This window comes from Mucilaginibacter mallensis (genome assembly GCF_900105165.1).
Lineage (GTDB): Bacteria > Bacteroidota > Bacteroidia > Sphingobacteriales > Sphingobacteriaceae > Mucilaginibacter > Mucilaginibacter mallensis.
In genome coordinates, this window is the sequence record NZ_LT629740.1 from 830,412 (window position 1) to 847,440 (window position 17,029).

The 17,029-nt window shown below is 42.0% G+C and carries 10 protein-coding genes and 1 tRNA gene; 4 read left to right on the plus strand and 7 right to left on the minus strand.

Annotation, left to right across the window (positions count from 1 at the left end; translation table 11 throughout):
• Window positions 1-171: 171 nt before the first annotated feature.
• A complete protein-coding gene (locus tag BLU33_RS03405) occupies window positions 172-657 on the minus strand; it encodes an ABC transporter ATPase (protein ID WP_091369289.1) in 486 nt (161 codons plus the stop codon).
• 69 nt (window positions 658-726) lie between these two features.
• Here BLU33_RS03405 and BLU33_RS03410 point away from each other — a divergent pair, with 69 nt between their 5' ends.
• Window positions 727-1,185, plus strand: coding sequence for a hypothetical protein (locus BLU33_RS03410; protein ID WP_091369291.1), 459 nt, complete (start codon window positions 727-729; stop codon window positions 1,183-1,185).
• A 130-nt stretch (window positions 1,186-1,315) separates the two neighbouring features.
• Here BLU33_RS03410 and BLU33_RS03415 read toward each other — a convergent pair whose 3' ends face one another.
• Both BLU33_RS03415 and BLU33_RS03420 read right to left on the minus strand, forming a co-directional pair.
• A complete protein-coding gene (locus tag BLU33_RS03415) occupies window positions 1,316-2,083 on the minus strand; it encodes a (Fe-S)-binding protein (RefSeq protein ID WP_232009445.1) in 768 nt (255 codons plus the stop codon).
• Window positions 2,084-2,225: 142 nt separating this feature from the next.
• Window positions 2,226-3,527 (minus strand): (Fe-S)-binding protein, encoded by a 1,302-nt coding sequence (locus tag BLU33_RS03420; RefSeq protein ID WP_091369295.1) that lies wholly within the window; start codon window positions 3,525-3,527, stop codon window positions 2,226-2,228.
• Between the two features lie 173 nt (window positions 3,528-3,700).
• Between BLU33_RS03420 and BLU33_RS03425 the strand changes: the two genes are divergently transcribed.
• Together BLU33_RS03425 and BLU33_RS03430 are read left to right on the plus strand one after the other, a co-directional pair.
• Window positions 3,701-3,773 (plus strand) — tRNA-Phe (locus BLU33_RS03425).
• A 192-nt stretch (window positions 3,774-3,965) separates the two neighbouring features.
• A complete protein-coding gene (locus BLU33_RS03430; RefSeq protein ID WP_232009386.1) occupies window positions 3,966-4,730 on the plus strand; it encodes a phage integrase SAM-like domain-containing protein in 765 nt (254 codons plus the stop codon).
• 109 nt (window positions 4,731-4,839) lie between these two features.
• On the opposite strand, the gene BLU33_RS03435 is transcribed toward BLU33_RS03430, so the two are convergent.
• The 4 genes from BLU33_RS03435 to BLU33_RS03450 all read right to left on the minus strand — a co-directional run bounded on the left by BLU33_RS03435 (window position 4,840) and on the right by BLU33_RS03450 (window position 11,547).
• Window positions 4,840-6,429 carry a glycoside hydrolase family 43 protein gene (locus BLU33_RS03435; protein WP_091369297.1) on the minus strand — a complete coding sequence of 530 codons (1,590 nt, stop codon included), beginning with the start codon at window positions 6,427-6,429 and terminating at the stop codon, window positions 4,840-4,842.
• 44 nt (window positions 6,430-6,473) lie between these two features.
• On the minus strand, window positions 6,474-8,591 hold the full coding sequence (locus BLU33_RS03440) for an alpha-L-arabinofuranosidase C-terminal domain-containing protein (RefSeq protein ID WP_232009387.1): 2,118 nt from the start codon (window positions 8,589-8,591) through the stop codon (window positions 6,474-6,476).
• Between the two features lie 131 nt (window positions 8,592-8,722).
• Window positions 8,723-10,078, minus strand: coding sequence for a glycoside hydrolase family 43 protein (locus BLU33_RS03445; protein WP_091369300.1), 1,356 nt, complete (start codon window positions 10,076-10,078; stop codon window positions 8,723-8,725).
• A gap of 203 nt (window positions 10,079-10,281) precedes the next feature.
• Window positions 10,282-11,547 (minus strand): glycoside hydrolase family 27 protein, encoded by a 1,266-nt coding sequence (locus BLU33_RS03450; protein ID WP_157682040.1) that lies wholly within the window; start codon window positions 11,545-11,547, stop codon window positions 10,282-10,284.
• Between the two features lie 1,055 nt (window positions 11,548-12,602).
• Here BLU33_RS03450 and BLU33_RS03460 point away from each other — a divergent pair.
• Window positions 12,603-16,718 (plus strand): two-component regulator propeller domain-containing protein, encoded by a 4,116-nt coding sequence (locus BLU33_RS03460; protein WP_091369310.1) that lies wholly within the window; start codon window positions 12,603-12,605, stop codon window positions 16,716-16,718.
• Window positions 16,719-17,029 lie beyond the last annotated feature (311 nt).

The window sequence follows — 17,029 nt, forward strand, 5'->3', positions numbered from 1 at the left end:
GGGTTGGTCGAGTGGCTGAACGAAGACCGGGTGAGTTGCTATGCAGCGCTCCGTTTGACTCACCCCGACTTCTCCGCTATCCAGCGGATCGTCGACCCTCTCTCCGCTGTGCGGAAAGAGGGGGGGGGACTTTATAAGAACATTTTTGGCCTATGCCTTTTATCGTATTCATTATTGTGTAACCAATGAACCAAACAGCCGGATATGCCAGCTATCCTTGAATGGTACTTCCCATTTGGTTTCCAGGTCGGCAACGGTTTGTACCATGTTGTTGAATACGATGGTATTGGTATCGATAGTTTTGTTTGTGATCAGTTCTTCAAAAGTATGGCGTGGTACGGATACTACTTCGTTACCGCTGCGGTAGGCCAGGTTAAACCTGTCAAACAAATTAATGCCGAACTGCTGTTCAATTTGTTTCATGTAGTTTACTGATTTATCAATAGAACAGCCGCTGGCACCTGCCTGGCTTTCGTCCACTATTAAAATGATGAAACGGTTATAGCGTATTTCGGCTTTGGCTTTTAGCTGGCTGTTATGGGCCGTCCAGCCGGTTGTAAAGCTGTTCAGTTGTTGTTGTAAGGCTGTAGTTTCTGCGTCGGTTAATTGTTTATCCGACTGGTAAATCCACACTCTCGAATTTTCTGAAAATATCATGCACAAATTTATGATTTTATTAACTTTGTAAAGAGGCATGGTGTCATGTTAAGATCAGTTATTTAAAAATTGAAAAAAAGCAGTCTTTTAATAACCATCGTGCTGCTGGGTTTACTGCATTTGAGCTTTAAAACCGGCATGGACGAGCAGCAAATGCTTACCTGGAGCAACAAATACTTCAGCACCTCCTACGACCCTTCCGGCGAAGCCAAACTAAAAAAATGGGACCTGATATTAACGGATGATGCTTTTATCCGCCTGAAAAAAACTTATCAGAACGGCAAACAGGAATATTACTCTTTCCAATTGCACCGCTTTAGCGATATGAACTACCTGGGCACAACTGCCGGTGGTACGCTGCAATTAAAAACCAAAGCCGACGATATCATTGTGCAAACTTATGACGACCCGAAAGGTGATATCGACTCGATGGCTACACAATTGAACCTGCCGGTGAAGAATATTGATCCCGATCAGTTGGATAGTTTGATGACCGCGCTGAATTATTTTAAGGCGAAGGAGTTATAAGCCATTGTCATTTCGACCGGAGGGGGAAATCTTCTTCGAGCGAGTATACAAAGCGTAAAAGTCAGGCGCAGAAGATTTCTCCTCGTACCTCGTTCGAAATGACAAGAGGGGTATGAGATGATTAAGAGAGTTACAATCCGTTCGCCCTCACAGTTATCTCAGCAATATCAAGCACTTTAATTTCATCTTCTTTATCGCGGTGTTTTACGCCATCGGTGAGCATGGTCATGCAGAAGGGGCAGGCTGCGGCTACTATGGTGGCATTGGTGGTGATGGCCTCGTCAATGCGCTCATCGTTGATCTCTTTTTTACCGGGTTCCGCTTCCTTAAACATTTGCGCGCCACCTGCACCGCAGCACAATCCGTTTGATTTGCAGCGCTTCATCTCCACCAGTTCGGTATCCAGTATTTCCAATGCACGGCGCGGGGCTTCGTAAACATTATTGCCTCTGCCTAAATAACAAGGATCGTGATAGGTGATCTTTTTGCCTTTGAAGCTTTCGCCGCCTTCGGCTTTTAGCTTGCCGTCATCAATCAGTTGCTGTATAAGCTGGGTGTGGTGGATCACTTCATAAGTGCCGCCTAAGCCAGGGTATTCGTTTTTTATGGTGTTGAAACAATGCGGGCAACCGGTTACTATCTTTTTTATGTTGTAACCGTTAAGTACCTGTATATTGGTCATGGCCTGCATCTGGAACAAAAACTCGTTACCGGCACGTTTGGCAGGGTCGCCGGTACAGCTTTCCTCTGTACCTAATACCGCGAAGCTGATACCAACATGGTTGAGTATCTTGCAGATATCCCGTGTTATTTTTTGTGCACGCTCATCAAAGCTGCCTGCGCATCCCACCCAAAAAAGTATTTCGGGTTCTTTGCCTTGTGCAGCCATATCGGCCATGGTTAATATTGTTATTTCGGATGTCGGATTTTCGATTTCGGATTTAGTTTCGATTTGAGAAGATCCGTTTATTTCAGGAGTTGTATTTTCCATTGTATAATTTCTTTGCATCTGCACATACGCACATCTGCATATTTGCACATTATTTTCCCTCTATCCAGTTAGCCCTATCCGATGGTGAATACTTCCATGGGGCGCCGTTATTTTCCATATTACCGAACATATTGTTAAGGCTGGCCGGGGCCTGGGCTTCTTCCATTACGGCATAGCGGCGCATCTCGATGATGATCTCCAGCGGGTTTATGTTTACCGGGCAGGCTTCTGTGCAGGCGTTGCAGCTGGTGCAGGCCCAAAGTTCTTCGCGGGTAATGTAGTTATCTAATAATGATTTATCGTCGTGGTAATCCTTACCATGCAGATCGATGTTTTTGCCTACTTCGGTTATACGATCGCGCGTATCCATCATAATCTTGCGGGGCGATAGCAGTTTGCCTGTAATATTTGCCGGGCAAACCGATGTACAACGCCCGCACTCGGTGCAGGTATAGGCTTCCATCAGGTTTTTCCAGGTGAGGTCGGTTACATCCTTGGCGCCAAAGCGACTGCCCTCGGGAGCCGGTTCGGGAACAAAGGAGGGGTCAAGCATAGCCTTTACCTCATTGGTAACTGATGCCATATTAGTGAACTGTCCCTTCGGGTTCAGGTTTGAAAAATAGGTATTGGGGAAAGCCAGCAGGATATGGAAATGCTTTGAATAAGGCAGGTAATTTAAAAATGCCAGGATGCCCGTAATGTGGAACCACCAGCATATACGCTCGGTAATTACCAGCGTGTGCGCATTGTTTGACAGCAATGGCGCTATTAAACTGCTTACCGGGAAACTGCCCGCTTTAATATATTCGCCGAAATGGAGGGCCTGGAGCTTATAATCAGCAGCGTTCATAGTGAGGAATGCCGACATGAGCAGGATCTCGATACAAAGGATATAATTGGCATCGGATTTTGGCCATTCGGTCATTTCAACGCCGCTGAAGCGTTTTAAGTGGATGATATTTCTGCGGATAAGGAACACCACGCAAGCCACCAGTACCAATACCGCCAGTATTTCAAAGCTACCGATGAGTAAACCGTACAAGCTACCCAGGGGGCGTGAAAATATGCGGTGCGAACCGAAGATACCATCTATCATGATCTCCATTACCTCGAGGTTGATGATAACAAAGCCCACATAGATAAAAAAGTGCATAACGGCAGCTACGGGGCGTTTAACCATTTTGCTTTGACCGAGGGCTACTTTTGCCATCACCTTCCAGCGTTTGGCGGGTTGATCGGAGCGGTCGGTATCTTTACCTAACAGGATATTGCGCCGTATTTTGCCAACGTTTTTGCTGAACAGGTAGATGGCGGCCGTTAAAATGAGGATGAATATGGTTTGTGCAATCATTATGCGTGCATAGTAATTATCAAATATAGTTAATTGGTTGATTTGGCAAATAGCTAATTGGTGGTTGAAGATAAAATTAAATTATTCACCTCGCAATCACTTAATTAAAACCTTTTTTCAAAAAAAGTTTCAATAAATAAAAAAACAAGCTACATTTGCACTCCTCAAAAGGAGGTATCATAGCTCAGTCGGTAGAGCAAAGGACTGAAAATCCTTGTGTCGCTGGTTCGATTCCAGCTGATACCACAAACAAAAAAGGTCTTTTTCGCTTGAAAAAGGCCTTTTTTTGTATATTTGGGCACTTTTCAAAGGCTAACGCCGACTGTCAGGGACGTCCCGTTCCGATAGTTTTACATAATTTTTTGTTGAACTTCACGAAAAAAGGGCACAAATAGGGCACAAAACTATTTGGACTTTTTTCGCCAAACAGATTATGTCATGGCTACTGTAGGTATTAAAATTCACAAACACCACAAAAAAGCAGATGGAACTTACAATGTAAAAATCAGGGTGTCACACAAAGGGGAAAAGAGATATATCGATACGCCCCACTTTGTTGTAGACAAACAGCTAACCTCCAAATGCACTTTGAAGGATGCGATCTTAAAGCAAATTTTGAACAAGACCCTGGATGATTACCGGGTAACGATCAGTAACCTGGGACCTAAATTAGAACTCTTTAACGCGGAAACCTTAAAGAACCATTTAAGGGACAGGAACGAATCTATGGACTTTTTCAAGTTCTGTCATGACCACATAGAGGGTCTAAAGAAACAAGGGCGAAAAGGGTCAGCAGGGACGTTGAATACTGTTTTGCTCAGCCTGCGTGATTATTTTAAAGATAATACTGTATCGCCTTTAGAAATCAACGAGTGGATGCTCGGCGCCTATGAGAAACACTTACGGGCTGAAAGAAAACTGGAACGTCTAAATCAAGGCAAACTGATTACTCGGACAGTAAAGGGAATGGGTGACGCTTCCGTACACAATCATTTCAGGGATTTGCGAATATTGTTTAAAGCGGCAATGAAATATTATAACAAACCGCAAATCGGCGAGATCAGGATACCCTATTGCCCTTTTGATAATTACAAAATCGTTGATGCCCCGGGAACGAGGAAACGAAACCTAACGCTTGAGCAGATTAAAGCAATCCGTGATTGCAAAGTGCCTAATATAGGAGCAATACCGTCAATGAATTAACCACTGATCCGGTATATTGACGGCAACATGGCAGCAAAAAAAGTCCTATTTACCCAATTCTGCAACAACAGTTAGATATATTTTTTCAATTTTTCATTTGTTGCGTTTGTTAATTTACCCTGCTTTGCTGTTCCGGGGAAATGGAATCTGTTATATGAAAAAAGTCAAAGTCAGCCGATCCCCCTATATTTTTTGTAGCATAATTAAACAAAGCAAAACGATAGCCCATGAAATGCGGGAAGGTATAGGCCATTTTTAATTGTGTGCCCAATGGTATCCACGTTTTCCCGTCCAGGCTATAAAAAAAATCTGCCACGTCTTTTCTGTTCGTAAAATTGCATTCCGCCTTAAAGTATACTACCTTTTGGTCCAGGGGGATTGTTTGTGCTTCTACAGGTTTCCCGGTGCTTGCATTGATCATTATGACAGCTTTGCTATCCCCGGTTATTTTGACACCGGCCAACCCGTAATTTTTTTGCAAAAGGCCCAAACCCGCGAAATCACCATCTTTCATATTAGAAACGTCGAGCGAAATTGTCCCGGAGCATACCGGGCCGATGGTGCGTTGTGTCAAAGAATTTCGCGCCATCACGAAATCGGTGTCAATCCTGCCGGTGGTGAGTCGTAAATACCCTTTCCGCTGTGTAACAGACCACAAGCTATTATCCGGATTGTGGTTCCATTGCCAAACCAGCGGTAATGCCCGTTCGCCTTTTTTACGGGTAAACTCGTCTGATACAACAATGCCCGGGATCAAACCTTTACCGGCCGGCAAATCGAGAGTATCGGGCACTTTGCCCTTAGTGCCCAAAACGGGCCATCCATCCTCCCACTTTACAGGAACCAAATAGGGTATACGGCCCACTGCGCCATAATCGCGGAACAAATAAGAATACCAGGCCCCATTTGGCGCTTCCACCAATCCGCCTTGCGCCACACCTAAATCCTGGAGGCCAATTCGTCCTTCGTACGGACCGGTGATCTTATCTGCCCGGTGGATTATAACAGTGCGTACGTGGCCCGGTGGCCATGTAATATTGAAAAGATAATATTTGCTGTTTATCTTAAACAGCTGAGAGCCCTCGGGACCGAGACCAATGCCGCCCGAAGGCACGTTTGCCTTTTTAATGATAGTTTTGTCCGTTCCGCCAGGCTTTATACCGGAAAGGTCCTTATTTAATTCAACTAACCTTAAATCTCCGCTCCCGCTAATCATATACACTTTTCCGTCATCATCAAAAAACAAGGAGTGATCACCCAGGTCGGGGGCAAATGACCTGGCTTTCCACGGACCTTTTTCGATATTTTTAGTACTGTAAATGTGCGTTTTATTGGTATTTGCAGAAAATGTGCTTACATAATAGGTGCCATTATGGAAACGAATAGAACTTGCCCACGACCCCTGCCCATATGCGTTTTTGCCATTTGTGAGATTTAATGCATCAACGTTTCCTAAAGTATCATATGCATAATCCACCATCTTCCAGGTCACCAGGTCGTTCGACTTCATGATCGGTACACCGGGACTCATGTGCATCGTTGTGCTGCTCATGTAATAGCTATTGCCTACGCGTACTATTGATATGTCTGGTACATCTGCATAAATAATAGGATTAGTGGCTTTTTGCGCGTATAAACACGGCGCTATAAGCGTGATAATTAAGGCCGCCATCCATAACCTGTAAATCGCATTTCTCATCTTCACATTTGTTTTTTTGTCCTGGTATTCTTACTTGGTTTTAATTACTTAGTTAACGTATTTATTTGAAGCATGCTTACCGAGTAGGCATCGAATGTTCTTGTAAATTTTTTACTGATCCCGCTTACCTTACTGATAACCGGAACTATTTTTTTGGGATCGCTGATCGTGTTCGTATCTTCGGGTTTATCGCCTTTTATTACCACGAGGGTGCCCTCTGGAGATAACTGTCCAGCCCCATTTAAATCGATATCTACCTGCTGCGGCTTTCCTGTTGCATTTACTACTTTTAGAAACAGTTTTCCCGTGTTGGTGTCCTGGGTAGCTACATAAAACATGGCTGGTATAGGGTCGGGCATTTTGTTCGCCGCGCTGTCTGTTTTATTAGCAGGCCGCGTTTGGGTTGGTATATTTACACCCGCCACAGGAACCACCTTATTACCAATATAGCTATTAAACATCTTCTGCACATAATACGATGGTGACCCAAAACTTGTCAATGCATCATAACCTATCAGGTTTGATTCCCATTGCCATGCTTTCGGCGCGGTTGAGGTAGCCTTATTTACATTTGCAAATAAAGGCGCGTAGCATGAGCGGATAACGAGGTCTGAGTTACGTTCCATACCGGTCATCCAGGCAGCATCACCAAGGGCAGCATTCAAATTGGTGGTCGGTTTGCCTTCTGTTGTTGCCCATTCACCTACAAACACTTTATATCCATTGCGGTCGTAGTTATCATAATGTGCCGCATCCGCTTCCATCCCCCAGGCATCGCGGTAGTAATGTTCATCTACAACTTCGGGCTTGCGAATAGTTAATTTACCTCTTCCTCCAAGCCAATCCTTACCGCCGATGGTTGAAATACAGTGAAGGTTAGGGTATTTGGCTTTAATACCATCATAAAACTGGGCAAAACGTCCATCGTAACTACCAGACTCATCAAACCCGTCTTCGTTACCAATCTCCACATAGCTGAGTTTAAAAGGTGCCGGGTGCCCGTCTGCTGCGCGCTTAGCGCCCCAGTACGTATGTATGTCGCCCATAACATATTCAATTTCATTTAACGCATCATCTACATATGGCTTTAAAAGCGGGCCTGCGTCTACATGGTCACCATCGAGTGAATAGCCGGCATAAACGGCAAGCAGCGGTTCCATTTTAAGGTCTTCGCACCATTCTAAAAATTCAAGTAACCCCATCCCGTCGCTAGGGCGGTAACCCCACGAGCCGGTATGTCCGGGTCTCCCCTCAAGCGGGCCTAAAGTGGTCTTCCATGGAAAGGCATCAGTTAGCTTGGGGCCTTCAAGGAAATTACCACCAGGAAAACGTAAAAAACGGGGTTTCATATCGGCCAATAACTTCATTATATCTATCCGGTTCCCATTCGGACGGTTATGATAAGTTGGGGGAAATAAGGAGACGAGGTTAAAATAATAAACCCCTGTGCGTTTTGTTGAAATAACAAAACGGGCGGCAGATGTTGGTTTAACATCAGCGCCTGTTGTTAATTTAAGTTCATATTTTTTCCAAAAGGTGCTTTTTACCAAATTAATAGTGCCCGAGGCATATACCGTTTTACCGTCATTGCTTTCTATGCTTACGGTTATGGGCCCGGCCGTGTTATCCGCAATTATCGGAACAGCAACTGTAGGCTTGGGATCCCAGGGTTGGGTGGGGAATGGCTTGTTGTCCGTACCCTTAATATAAAAAGAAGCGTTATAAGTTGTATTAGGCAAAACAGGTATGCCCCAATAACCTTCATTTGCAATACCGGCCCTACCACCGCCGGTATCAACCACAAGTCTTAAACAAGTAGTTAACGCGCCATTAATTGCCTGGCGCTGCTGATCAGTAGGTACATTGCCGGGGTTTGCGGCAACTAATTGAATCGTGGCCTTCGCACCTCCCTCCCTGATCAGACTCCATGCTTCCGACGTATTTGGGTTGTCCTTAAATATCCGGTTTTTGATCAGTTCGGCATACAAACCACCATCATACGAATGGTTGATCTCTTCGGTCATCAACCCGTACAGTTGCGGACTTACGTTTGCGCCGGGTTTAGTTAAATCAAGCGTAAGCTTAGGGTTTTGCGCTTTCAAGCTTGTTGCAGTGAACAGGAACAGGCACAAACTTGAAATGGGTAATAATTTTTTCATCATGAAAGTTAATTTTATTTATTGTATTTTTAACACTTATTTTATAAGGCCAACGGGTCATTTCAATTAAAATTTCCCTCGGGTACAAATCTTACGCGAACGACTACATTAAGTAAATTCTTAAGCCCTTATTTCTAATTGAATTTCCACCAGTTGAAATTAAACAAATGTCCCTGGCTACCTTTAAACACAAAGTACACATCGTGAATACCCCTTTCTTTGTTAACCGCAACAGATTGGGTCCCCCATATATCCAAACCGCCTGTGTTTTTTACGGATAAAGTGCCCACTAAGAAACCGTCGGGCCTGTCAATGTGTATCTCTATTATACCTCCATCAGTATTTGCTGCCACATTCGCATAAAATGATTTTGGGTCTCTTTTAAAATCGACGTTCCGTACTTTAATATAATCACCACTATCTATATCTGTTACGTATATTCCATTATTACCTGTTGCGGTACTAACACCCGATTCCCAGGCTATTGTTTCTGCCTCCTGACGAACAAAAGGATCCAGGTTTCTTACTGCTTTGATCACGCCTTGGGTAGTCGGGGTGATCATAGGAATTGTACCGTCAGGTTGATAAGTATATTGATCAACACAAACAGACCTTGTAAAGCCCCCTCCGCCTGGTAAAGCTTGGTCATGATAAAAAAAGTATGATATACCATGGTAATCTATCATCCCACAGTGGTTTGTAAATGCGCCGTTTTTTTGAATAAAGCGCATAAGTGTATCCCGGTTCACCCAAGGACCAGTTGGCCCCGCACTGGTAGAATAAGCGATGTGCTCCGGCACACCACCGGCAGCATATACCATATAGTATAAATTGTTTCGTTTATAAAACCAGGGCCCTTCCTCGTATTGGGTAAAACGGTTGGGATTTCCGGTACGTTTCCCAAACCCTTGCTCTGTAAGCGGGACTGTTTGTATCTCTCCTGAATAAGAGATCATATCCTGATTTAATTTCACATAAAACAAATGTGGGTTTCCCCAATACAGATAAGCCTGGCCATCGGTATCAATAAATACCGTAGGATCAATATCGCCAAGGCCAGTATAAGCTAAGGGATGGCCAATGGCATCAATAAATGGCCCTTCGGCTGTTGGGCCAACGGCTACCCCAATAGCCATACCTTTGCCGTCGGCCCGGTTCATTGGCACATACCAGTAAAATTTACCATTACGAAAAATACACTGCCCGGCCCAGGCATCTGCATTTGCCCATGAGAATGTTTTTAACGATAACGGCGCGCCCCTGTCGGTCCAATTCACCATATCTATGGTTGAAAATAAGTGCCAATCTTGCATATTGAAATCGTAAGATGTAGTCACGTCGTGGCTTGTATACAAAAACACGGTGTCGTGGTACACCATGGGTGCCGGATCGGCTGTAAACTTGGTTTGGATAATTGGGTTTTGCGCTTTCAAGCTTGTTGCAGTGAACAGGAACATGCACAAACTTAAAAGGTGTAATAATTTTTTCATTGTGAAAGTTAATTTTATTTATTGTGTTTTTTACACTTATTCTACAAGGCCAACGCGTCATTTCCCTTATTCGGAATGCGCTCAAACATTGCAGATTTTTTTTAAAATTTAGTTGACAATATTTGAATGGCATCAGCGTATCTCCTGCTTAAAACACTCATTTATAGCTTTTTATTTGAGCGCATATTGCCGTTAAGGTAACTTTAATTAAGCAACGATAGTTTTAACAAAGCGGCCCCGTGTGTATTGATTGTTTTTTTATATCCTTTTTTAAAGGTACCTACATCTTCTTTTTCCCAAAGGTCCCGAACGGCTATCTTTCCTTCCAGGCCAAGTTGGGCAAAGTTTACATCCACATCTTGCGGCTGCCCCGCCAGGTTGAATAAAGCGACATAAATATCTTTACTATTGGGCACGTGCGAATACCAAACCATTGCATCATTAGTTTTGTATAACTGGCGCGGTTCGGTCCCATGTTGGTTAACGGCTATCACCTCATCGTTTGTAAACAGTTTCAATTCCTGTTCCCTGTTTTCGGGCAGGTTGCCGCCCAAAATTAGCGGGGAGCGGAAGATGGTCCAAAATGTCATATGCGAATACTCCTCGTCTTTTGTAAAACGGCTATAACGCTCGTTACCTACAGGGCCCCTTTTTGACAACTTGCCTATCTGTATCATATCACAATCGGGCCAATGGCCGGGCCCGCCAAGGCCTTCCCATTGTTTGCCATAATTAAACATTTGCAATACGGCGTTCCACTCGTCCCAAAAGTCATTGGCCACCCGCCACATATTGGCATTTTGTTTTACGTTATCAGCTTTATCAACAGGCGTAGCCCCCGGTGATGTACTAAACACGATGGCCCTGCCGCAATTATCAATTGCCTTCCGGTAGCCCTCAATCTCCGCAATGCTATAAGGAGCCGATAAGTCATCAACCTTAATAAAATCAACGTCCCAAGCGGCATATAACTTCAATATTGAATTCAGGTATTCCTGCGCACCGGGTTTAGCCATATTCAGGCCAAACATGTGGTTCATCCAGGCGCATTTTGAATTAGTATCGGCTATCATATCAGCAGTTATGCCATTAGTGCCCATTACGGGTGATTTTGCCCATACTGCCTGGCGTGGGATGCCACGCATTACATGAATACCAAATTTCAACCCCAGCGAATGGACATAGGCAGCCAATGGCTTAAACCCCTTACCTCCAAATGCCGACGGAAACTTAGTTGTATCAGGGGTTAAACGCCCCCATTGGTCCATCGCCAGCCAGGGGCTATATGAGCCATTTGCAAGTCTTTTTTGATCCGGGTTGCTACTTCGGCTATCTAAGGACCATAAAAAATCCACCACTATATATTGCCAGCCATGCGCCTTCAGGTTTTTCGCCATGTAATCAGCATTTGCTTTTACCTCATCCTCATGAACCGCCATACCGTAACAATTGTAACTGTTCCATCCCATGGGGGGGGTTAGCGCAACATTCGTGTTTTGCGCCTTTACAGATGTACAAAAACTAAATACTATTAAAAAAGTTAAAATTTTCCAAGTTGAGGTCATCTATCGGAGATTTATATTGTAAATAATATGCAACTGGATGCGTCGAACAACTTATTAGTGTTTGCAATAACTGGTTTTACGCTTAAATCAGCAATTTCTTGCTTACTGCATCTTGCTAATGTCAGGATGCCTAATAAATAATTTAGAGTTTTTTTCATAAAAAAATTATTTGTTTAATTGGTTAAATTTCATTTTTCGCTGGGCAAAAAAAGGTAGTTAATAAAAACAAGGGCGCTTTAAAATCAGCCAACCATAACGGTTGGATTGACAGCAAATCTCTTTAGTAAAATTTTTGCGTAGTATTGGGTTTATTAATCTGGCGGTAAAATTATAAAAGAGAAAAATGGGCGATGGGGGAAAAAAGTCAAAAAATAGAGTGTGAAATGTTAACCGAAGCTGCAGCTAAAGCAATATAACTAACTGATTTTGATTGTTTTTAATGTTATATGCACAGTATTGATAAGCCAGTATGTCAAAATGCCCAGATGTAAATGGGGCCATAGTTGCCTTCAAAGAATTGATGAACAAGGAAGATGGTTTTTTTAGGGCAATTCAAAAGCGAATTAGCCAATAGCACTTTTCATTATTAAGAGTAGCTTTTATTTATTTTTGATAATATAATAAAATTGTTCTTTTGTTGAATAAATTTCCTACCTGGATCAAATTGAGAAATTGGGGCCGCCGCTTAAAGGTCATCCGACGAATGGTCGATACGTTCTTGTTGCTGCGGTTCTACCTTTTTCTCAATCAATTCGTCAAGGTATCGAAATACGACATATATTATATATTTTTATTTTGATTACCCATTTAATAATTTTACTTAAATTTTATGCAAAAAATAAAATTAAAGCTTATGTGTTTTATTGTGCTAAATTGCCAGTTTCTGTAACAAATATATTACTTTATCATACTGCCATACAAGTTACACTATTAACTTTGGGACTCTCAACGATACCTTGATGCGTGCAAAATTTTATTTTCTTCTTGCAGTTATATCTTTTTTAGCAGATATAAATGCTTTTGCGCAAAACAGCCAGTACCAGTTTTCACGGCTCAATATAAGTAACGGGCTGTCGCACAACCAGGTTACCTGTATTTTTAAGGACTCTGAGGGCTTTATGTGGTTCGGCACGCCTTCGGGACTTAACCGTTATGACGGTTATACTTTTAAAGTATTCAAGCACGACGTCAATAACAAAAACTCCATTAATGATGATTTTATAAATAATATTTTTGAAGGGCCCGACAAAAAATTATGGATAACAACCCCGAGTGGATATTCCTTTTATGACCCGGAAACAGAGCAGTTTAATAATGATGTATCGTCAGCGATCGATTCTTTCAAACTTCCCGGGTATCCGTTCGCTTCCAAGATACTTCACAACGGCAAAGGCGACTTTTGGTTTTTATGTCCTGGTTCTGGCCTTTGCAGGTATAATGAGCTGAAAAAAACTGCCACGCGTTATTATCATAACCATAATTCCAATCCATCTTTATATTCAAGTTTTGTTACAGACATTGAGCAGGATACAACCGGCAATATATGGCTTGCTTATGACGACGGCGTAGTAGAGCTATTTGATATAAAACGCAATGCAATTACATACCATACCGATATTTTTAAAAAAGCTGCTAATAATAAGGGTAGGGATTACTCGATAACTATTGACAGTGACGGCGATCTCTGGGTGTTTACCCCCAACATGGATTCCGGCGTTTATTATTACAGCCGCCGAACGGGACGGTTTAGGTACATCACAAAAGAATCGTCAGAAACACCGCTTACATCGAACATCATCACTAGTATTATTCAGGCCGACGATGGCCTCATGTGGATCTCTACTGATCATGGCGGCATAAACTTATTGGATAAAAAAAGCGGGAAAATTACTTATTTATTAAATAGGGAAGATGACCCAAAATCATTGGGACAAAACACTGTAACGCTTTACAAAGACAACACAGGCATTATGTGGGCCCGTACGCTTAAAGAGGGGGTAAGTTATTATCATAAGAATATAATCAGGTTCTCGTTATACAGGCACTTTGCTTCAGATCCCGCGAGTGTTGGGTTTGAAGATGTTAATAAATTTGTTGAAGATAAAAACGGTAACTTATGGATTGGGACCAACGGAGGCGGTTTAATTTATTTTGATCGCAAAACAGGTAAGTTTACACAGTATAAGCACGATCCGGAAAACCCCAATAGTCTCAGCAATGATATTATTGTAAGCCTATGTATCGACCATGATCAGCAACTATGGATAGGTACGTATTTTGGAGGGCTTGATCATTTTGACGGAAGAAAATTTATTCACTACAAACATAATGACAAGGTGCCCACGAGCATTGCTGATGATCGGGTATGGAATATTCTGGAAGATTCATCGAACCGATTATGGATAGGCACTTTTGCGGCGGGATTGCAAATATTTGACAGAGAAAGAAAAATATTTTCGCCTCCCTTTAAGCAAACGGATATCAGGTCGCCTTTTATATCCGCACTCTTTGAGGACACCAAAGGTAATCTCTGGGTAGGAGGATACATTGGGATAGATAAAATATTAAAAAATGGGCGTTGCGTTATACATTATAATAAAAAGAAAAACGACCCTAACGGCTTGATCAGTGATGACATCCACAGTATCATGCAGGACAGCCGCGGCCTGATGTGGATAGCGACAAGGGAGGGACTAAGCATATTGAACCCCCAAACCAATCGTTTTATCTCGCTGACGAAAAAGGACGGGTTGCCCGAAAACCAGGTTTTGAATGTATTGGAAGATAACAGGGGGGCCATGTGGCTAAGTACATCAAACGGGCTGAGCCGGATAACGTTGACACCGGGCAATGGCACCTATAAGTTTCAATTTGAAAACTTTGATGAAACAGATGGCCTGCAGGGCAGAGAGTTCAATATAAATGCAGCCTTAAAAACCAATAAAGGGGAATTGGTATTTGGCGGCTCGCACGGCTTCAATATTTTCGACCCACTGAGTATACATCCGAATATCGATGAGCCTAAATTAGTTTTCACCGATTTTCAGCTATTCAACAAAAGTATAGCAGCCAATGAAGAAGTTGACGGCCATGTGGTGTTATCTAAAGCAATTTCGGCCACAAAGGAAATAACGCTGAACCACAGTGAAAATGTGTTTACCATTGAATTTGCCGCCTTAAATTTCTTTAACCCCAATAAAATAACGTATCAGTATATGATGGAGGGTTTTGATAAAAGCTGGATTACTGCAAACAATGCTACACGGAAAGCTACCTATACCAACCTTGACGGAGGCGATTATACTTTTGAGGTACGGGCTATTGGCCAGGAGGGAAAATGGAAACCCAGCTATATAAAATTAAAAATTAAGGTATTGCCTCCGTTCTGGAAATCGCCAATTGCCTATTTTATATATGTTTTCTCCGTCATAGCGATATTGTATTACATCCGCAAACAAGGCATTAAAAAAATAGAAACCCGGTTTGAGATCGAGCGTGAGCGAAAGGAAGCACAGGATAAACACGAACTGGATATAATGAAAATAGATTTTTTCACCAACGTTAGTCACGAATTCAGAACGCCTATTGCCCTGATTATGGCGCCAGTTGAAAAGTTGTTAAAACAGGCTGATGATAATTATAGTCGGCGAAAGCTTCAAATGATCCACGAAAATTCTAAGCGGCTACTTAATATGATTAACCAGCTATTGGATTTTAGTAAAATGACGGTAAAAAAACTTCAGCTTGACCTGCGTGAAGCTGATATCATTAAAATTATTAAGGAAGCATGCGATTTATTTACCGATCTGGCGGATAAAAAACATATCAGTTTTTCATTTAACTGTGATACTGATTCAGGATTTGCTTTTTTTGATCAGGATAAAATTGAAAGAATACTCTTTAACCTGCTTTCAAATGCATTTAAGTTTACCCCTGACTTTGGCAGTGTAGCGGTTGAAGCAAAGTTGTTGCAATCCAATAGCGTGGAAATGACCTTGCTTGAAATTAAGGTAATAGATTCGGGTGTCGGTATTCCGGCTGAAAAACACAATAAAATATTTGAGCGATTTTTTCAGAATGACATGCCTGCTTCGTTAATTAACCAGGGAAGTGGTATTGGCTTGTCAATTACTAAAGAGTTTGTTGATCTGATGGGTGGCGCTATTTCTGTTGAAAGTGAACATGGGAAAGGGAGTTGTTTTATTGTGCGGGTGCCATTAAAGATATCTCCCCAAAATAATTTTAGCGGCATTGAAAATACCCTCGAAGAAGTGGAAGCTCCTAAGCACGACAAGCCAAGTCAGGAAAAACGCAATAAAAATATTACCATTTTAATTGTAGAGGATAATTCCGATTTCAGGGCCTGTCTAAAAGATGATCTTAAGCATTTATATGCCATTGTCGAAGCCGTAAATGGTAAAGAAGGCTGGCAAAAGGCACTAGCTTTACATCCCGATCTGATCATAAGTGATATTAACATGGCCGAAATTGATGGTATTGATTTTTGTAAAAAGATCCGTGGCGATAAACGCACCGAACATATACCATTTATATTAATTACCGCCTTTACCGGCGATGAAAAGCAACTGGCCGGTTTGGAGACTGGGGCGAATGACTACCTTTCCAAGCCTTTTAATTTTGACATATTACGCTTTAAGGTTCATAATTTGCTTAAAAATCAACAGGTAGTAAAAGAAACATATCAAAGGCAAATTGAAGCGAAACCGGGCGATTTGGAAATCGAAACTCCCGATACGAAATTTATGAAGAAGTTATTGGCGGTAATTGAAGAGAATATTCCAAATACCAGCTTTTCAGTTGAATTGCTAAGCAGTCAGATGAATATGAGCCGCACAGCATTATATAATAAAGTATTTAATCTTTCTGGCAAAACTCCGGTTGAGTTTATTAGGTCGGTAAGGTTAAAAAGAGCAGTACAATTCCTACTCACAAAACAATTCACCATAGCCGAAACTGCCTATGAGGTAGGTTTCAATGATGCGAAATATTTTTCTAAAGTATTTAAAGAAGAATTTTCGATGACACCTTCCGAGTACCTGGAAAGTATAGATTGATTTTCTCGCATCAGTCCCACTCATTCAAATAGTTTATAGTTCCGAAAAAAACTGCCTTTTCCAAAGGGTCAGGATGTTTTTTTTTTCTCTGCTAATTATGTTAATTATCTGATAATCAATTATTTGATTTTAAAGAACATTGACATTTTTTATACCAATCACCCACATTAGCACACTCGGCGACCTGAGCATACAGGATATATTTACTCCAATATAATACGTCCCAACTTATTATATGTAAGCCAAGATTTATAAACCAACTATTTAGAATTATGCCTAAAAACCGCCGTTTGCACGTTTATCGTTTTTTT